The sequence below is a fragment of the Arthrobacter globiformis genome (assembly GCF_003261175.1).
Taxonomy (GTDB): Bacteria; Actinomycetota; Actinomycetes; order Actinomycetales; family Micrococcaceae; genus Arthrobacter; species Arthrobacter globiformis_A.
In genome coordinates this window covers 1-5,197 of record NZ_QLNP01000071.1, presented here as the reverse complement: position 1 = coordinate 5,197, position 5,197 = coordinate 1, and the positions used below count along the sequence as shown (strand labels likewise).

Annotated in this window: 4 protein-coding genes and 1 pseudogene; all 5 read right to left on the bottom strand. The window is 66.3% G+C overall.

The annotated features are described in order from the left end of the window. The coding region (gene lipA / locus DBZ45_RS10010) for a lipoyl synthase (RefSeq protein ID WP_111903451.1) at positions 1-996 on the bottom strand (996 nt) is incomplete at its 3' end. 40 nt (positions 997-1,036) lie between these two features. Continuing rightward, entirely contained in the window at positions 1,037-2,449 is a 1,413-nt protein-coding gene (locus tag DBZ45_RS10005; RefSeq protein ID WP_111903766.1) for an L-serine ammonia-lyase, read from the bottom strand. Positions 2,450-2,515: 66 nt separating this feature from the next. Further along, positions 2,516-2,899: a glycine cleavage system protein GcvH gene (gene gcvH, locus DBZ45_RS10000; RefSeq protein ID WP_111903765.1), complete on the bottom strand. Its 384-nt coding sequence runs from the start codon at positions 2,897-2,899 to the stop codon at positions 2,516-2,518. 34 nt (positions 2,900-2,933) lie between these two features. Then, positions 2,934-4,067 carry a glycine cleavage system aminomethyltransferase GcvT gene (gene gcvT / locus DBZ45_RS09995; RefSeq protein ID WP_111903764.1) on the bottom strand — a complete coding sequence of 378 codons (1,134 nt, stop codon included), beginning with the start codon at positions 4,065-4,067 and terminating at the stop codon, positions 2,934-2,936. Between the two features lie 10 nt (positions 4,068-4,077). Further along, positions 4,078-5,197 (bottom strand): annotated as a pseudogene (locus tag DBZ45_RS09990) (glycine dehydrogenase (aminomethyl-transferring)); the annotation flags it as partial.

Below are 5,197 nucleotides of genomic sequence, written 5' to 3'. Positions count from 1 at the left end.
CGCGAGCAGGGAGCTGGCTTCCTGGCGGGTGGATCCGGAGGATTCGATGTGGGCGAGTTCGGCGGGGATTTCCCAGCCCTTTTTGCGCATGGCGGTGGCCCAGAGCCGGCCGGCGCGGTAGGAGGAGCGGACCAGGGGCCCGGACATGACGCCGAGGAACCCGATCTCCTCGGCTTCGTGCTGGAGGTCCACGAATTCCTGGGGTTTGACCCAGCGGTCCACCGGGAGGTGGCGTTCGGAGGGGCGCAGGTACTGGGTGATGGTGATCAGGTCGCAGCCTGCCTGGTGCAGGTCGCGGAGGGCCTCGGAGATCTCTTCGCGGGTTTCGCCCATGCCCAGGATCAGGTTGGACTTGGTGACCATGCCCAGGTTCCGGCCCTGGGTGATGACGTCAAGGGAGCGTTCGTAGCGGAAGGCGGGCCGGATCCGCTTGAAGATCCGGGGCACGGTTTCGACGTTGTGCGCGAACACCTCGGGTTTGGAGTCGCAGATCGCGGCGATGTGTTCGGGTTTGCCGGAGAAGTCCGGGATGAGCAGTTCGACGCCGGTGCCGGGGTTCAGTTCGTGGATCTTGCGGACGGTTTCGGCGTAGAGCCAGACGCCTTCGTCCTCGACGTCGTCACGGGCAACGCCGGTGACGGTCGCGTAGCGCAGGGCCATGGCCTGGACGGAGCGGGCCACCTTGGTGGGTTCGAACCTGTCCACGGGGGAGGGTTTGCCGGTGTCGATCTGGCAGAAGTCGCAGCGGCGGGTGCATTCGGAGCCGCCGATCAGGAAGGTGGCTTCCTTGTCTTCCCAGCATTCGAAGATGTTGGGGCAGCCGGCCTCTTCGCAGACGGTGTGCAGGCCTTCCTTCTTGACCAGGTTTTTGAGCTGGACGAATTCCGGGCCCATCTGGACCTTGGCCTTGATCCAGTCCGGTTTGCGTTCCACCGGGGTGGCCGCATTGCGCTGCTCGATCCGCAGCATTTTCCGGCCTTCTGGTGCCAGTGTCATGGTTCTCTTTCCCTCGTACTAAATCTGCAGGAGTGCTAAATCAGCAGGCCACGACGTTGACGGCGAGGCCGCCCATGGCCGTTTCCTTGTATTTGGAGCTCATGTCCTTGCCCGTTTCCCGCATGGTGACGATGACCTCGTCCAGCGAGACCCGGTGCGAGCCGTCGCCCCACAGGGCCATCTTGGCCGCGTTGATGGCCTTCGCGGCGGCGATCGCGTTCCGCTCGATGCACGGCACCTGGACCAGCCCCCCGATCGGGTCGCACGTCAGGCCCAGGTTGTGTTCCATCGCGATTTCGGCGGCGTTCTCCACCTGCGCGGGCGTGCCGCCCATGACCTCGGCGAGCCCGGCGGCAGCCATCGACGACGCCGACCCCACCTCGCCCTGGCAGCCCACCTCCGCACCCGAGATGGAGGCCTGTTCCTTGTACAGCACCCCGATGGCACCGGCGGCGAGCAGGAACTTCACCACGACGTCGTCGCGGTCTTCCTGGGTCGCCTGGTCCATCCCGGGAGCAAAGTGCAGCGCGTAGTAGAGGACGGCCGGGATGATGCCGGCGGCGCCGTTCGTCGGCGCGGTGACCACCCGGCCGCCCGAGGCGTTCTCCTCGTTCACGGCCAGGGCCACCAGGTTGACCCATTCCTGCCAGTACTTGGGGTCCCGGCAGTCCGAACCGTGGTCACGGCCTTCCTTCAGAAGCCGTTCGTGCCAGTCGGGAGCACGACGGCGGACCTTCAGTCCGCCGGGCAGCAGCCCCTCGCGCTTCAGACTGACCTCGACGCAGCCCTCCATCACCGAATAGATGTGGAGCAGGCCCTCTCGGATCTCGTCTTCGGTGCGGCTGTCTTCCTCATTGACACGCATCACGTCGCTGATGCTCAACGACGTGTTCTGGCAGTGCTTGAGCAGCTCTGCCGCGGTGCGGAACGGCAGCGGCAGCTCCTTCTTGGACTCCTCCAGTTCGTGCTGCGCCGCATCCTCCTCGCCCTCGCGGACAATGAACCCGCCGCCGACGGAGAAGAAGGTGGCGCTGTGCAGGATCTCGCCCTCAGCGTCGGTGACCGTGAAGGTCATGCCGTTGGTGTGCCGCGGCAGGATCGTCAGCGGCCGCAGCACCATGTCCTTGACCCCGTACGGCAGCGGAACCGACCCGGCCAGCTGCAACGTCCCGGTCTCCGCGATCGAAGCCAGCCGTTCCTCGACCTCATCGGGCAGGATCAGCTCGGGGTGGTACCCCTCCAGGCCCAGCAGAACCGCCGTCATGGTGCCGTGCCCGTGCCCGGTTGCCGCGAGCGAGCCATACAGGTCCACCCGCAGGGACGCCACCTGATCGAGTACGCCGGAGGAGGTCAGCTCCTCCGCAAACACCGCCGCAGCCCGCATGGGTCCAACGGTGTGCGAGGACGATGGGCCAATCCCGATCGAGAAGAGGTCAAAGACGCCAACAGCCATGGTCGGTTCCTAACTGGAGAGTTGTGGTCGGTTCGGGCTGGGGAGGGTTTGAGGTGCGTGGGGGAGCTAGAGTTCGCCGCCGTTTGCTGTCGCGTATTCTTCGGCCGACATCAGCGGGCCCTCTTCCGTGACGGCCACTTTGAACAGCCAGCCGGCGCCGTAGGGGTCGCTGTTGATCAGGGCCGGATCCGCGACGACGCCGTCGTTGACCTCGGTCACTTCGCCGGTCACCGGTGCGTACAGGTCGGAGACGGACTTGGTGGATTCCACCTCGCCGCAGGTTTCGCCTGCCGTGACCGTGGAGCCAACCTCGGGCAGGTCCACATACACGATGTCGCCCAGGGCGTCGGCCGCGACAGCAGAGATCCCAATCCCCACAGGCCCGGCCCCGTCAGCGGCAACCCATTCGTGCTCGGCGGAGTACTTCAGTTCAGAAACAACTTTGCTCATGTGATTTTCCTTAGTGTGTGTAGGTGGCTTGTGGTTACTTGGAGCGCTTGTAGAACGGCAGTGCCACCACTTCGAACCGCTCGGCCTTGCCGCGCAGGTCGACGTCCAGGACCGTGCCGACTTCGGAATACTCGACGTCGACGTACGCCATCGCCACCGGGTAGCCGAGAGTGGGGGACGGCTGGCCGGAGGTGACCTCGCCCACCAGCGTGCCGTCCTTGAGGACCGGATAGTGACCGCGGGCGGCGCGCCGGCCCAGGCCCTTGAGGCCCACCAGCTTCTGGCCCATGGTCGAACCGACGCCGGCTGCCTTGATCGCGGCCAGTGCCTCCTTGCCCACGAAGTCGCTTTCCTTGGCCAGCGAAACCACAGGCCCCAGTCCCGCGGAGTAGGCATTGACGCGGAGCGTCAGCTCGTTGCCGTAGAGCGGCATGCCGGCCTCCAGGCGCAGCGAGTCCCGGCAGGCAAGGCCCGCCGGGATCAGCCCGTGCGCGGCGCCCGCGTCCAGAAGCGCCTCCCACAACCCGGCAGCGTCGTCGTTGGGCGCGTAGATTTCGAAGCCGTCTTCTCCGGTGTAGCCGGTGCGTGCCAGCAGCAGGGTGTGAACAGCGCCGTCGACGGCAATCCCCACCTCAGCAGCCGCGTAGTACTTCAGCCCGGTCACCAGGGCGTGCTGTTCGGCCGGGACCAGCTGGAGCAGGATGGCTTCCGCGTTGGGCCCCTGCACGGCGATCAGCGAGGTCTCTGCTGAGACGTCCTCGACGGCGACGTCGAAGTTCGCTGCGCGCTCGGCGAGGGCGGCGGCCACCTTCGTTGCATTGCCCGCGTTGGGAACCACGAGGTACTTCTCCTCGCCACGGCGGTACGAGATCAAGTCGTCGATGATGCCGCCGTCGGCGTCACAGATCACTGAATACTTGGCTTTGCCGACGGCGATCGCGGACAGCTTGCCGGCCAGCGCATAGTCCAGGAAGGCGCCGGCATCCGGGCCGCTGACCCAGACTTCGCCCATGTGGGAGAGATCGAACAGGCCGGCCGCGTTGCGCACGGCGTGGTGTTCGGCAAGCTCGGAGGTGTACTTGAGCGGCATCTGCCAGCCACCGAAATCGGTGAAGGAGGCGCCGGCCTTTTTGTGCTGGTCGTAGAGGGCGGTGTAGTTCTCGGTCATTGCGGAATCCTTAATTCTGAAATTCTGAAAGGGGCGGGCAGGAGCAGACCAGGTTCCGGTCGCCTGCGGCGCCGTCGATGCGGCCCACCGGCGGGAAATACTTGTCCTGCCTGAGCGATGCCACGGGGAAGGCGGCCTGCTCCCGGGGGTAGGAGCGGTCCCAGCTGGAGCTGACGACGGCGGCTGCCGTGTGGGGTGCGTTGCGCAGCGGGGAGTTCTCCACGGTGAAGTCGCCGTTGGCGACCGGCTCGATCTCGGCGTGGATGCTGATCATCGCCTCGATGAACCGGTCAATCTCGGCCAGGTCCTCGGACTCGGTGGGCTCCACCATCAGGGTGCCCGCGACCGGGAATGACAGGGTGGGGGCATGGAAACCGAAGTCGATCAGGCGCTTGGCCACATCCTCGGCGGTGACGCCGGTCCGGGCCGTGAGCTGGCGCAGGTCCAAGATGCATTCGTGCGCCACCAGGCCGCTGTCTCCCGTGTAGAGGACCGGGAAGAACTCATTCAGCCGGGAAGCGACATAGTTCGCCGCCAGCAGCGCGGACTTGGTGGCTTCGGTCAGGCCGTCGCCGCCCATGAGCTTCACGTAGGCCCAGGAGATGGGCAGCACGCCCGCCGAACCGAACCGGGAGGCAGAAATGGCCACGCCGTGCCCCGCTAGGCCACCCTCGAACGAAGCGTTGTTGGCATCGCCCGGCATGAACGGTGCCAGGTGGGCCTTGGCCGCAACGGGACCGACGCCGGGGCCGCCGCCGCCGTGCGGGATGCAGAAGGTTTTGTGCAGGTTCAGGTGCGAGACATCCCCGCCGAACTTGCCCGGCTGCGCCAGGCCGACGAGCGCGTTGAGGTTGGCGCCGTCCACGTAGACCTGGCCGCCGGCCGCGTGGATGGCGTCGCAGACCTCGCGGACGTCGGCGTCGTACACACCGTGGGTGGACGGGTAGGTGATCATGATGGCCGAGAGAACGTCCTTGTGCGCCTCGATCTTGGCGTACAGATCGGTGTGGTCGATGGTGCCGTCGGCGGCGGTGGCCACGACGACGACCTTCATGCCGGCCAGCACGGCCGAGGCGGCGTTGGTGCCGTGCGCCGAGGCCGGGATCAGGCAGATGTTGCGCTGGTCATCG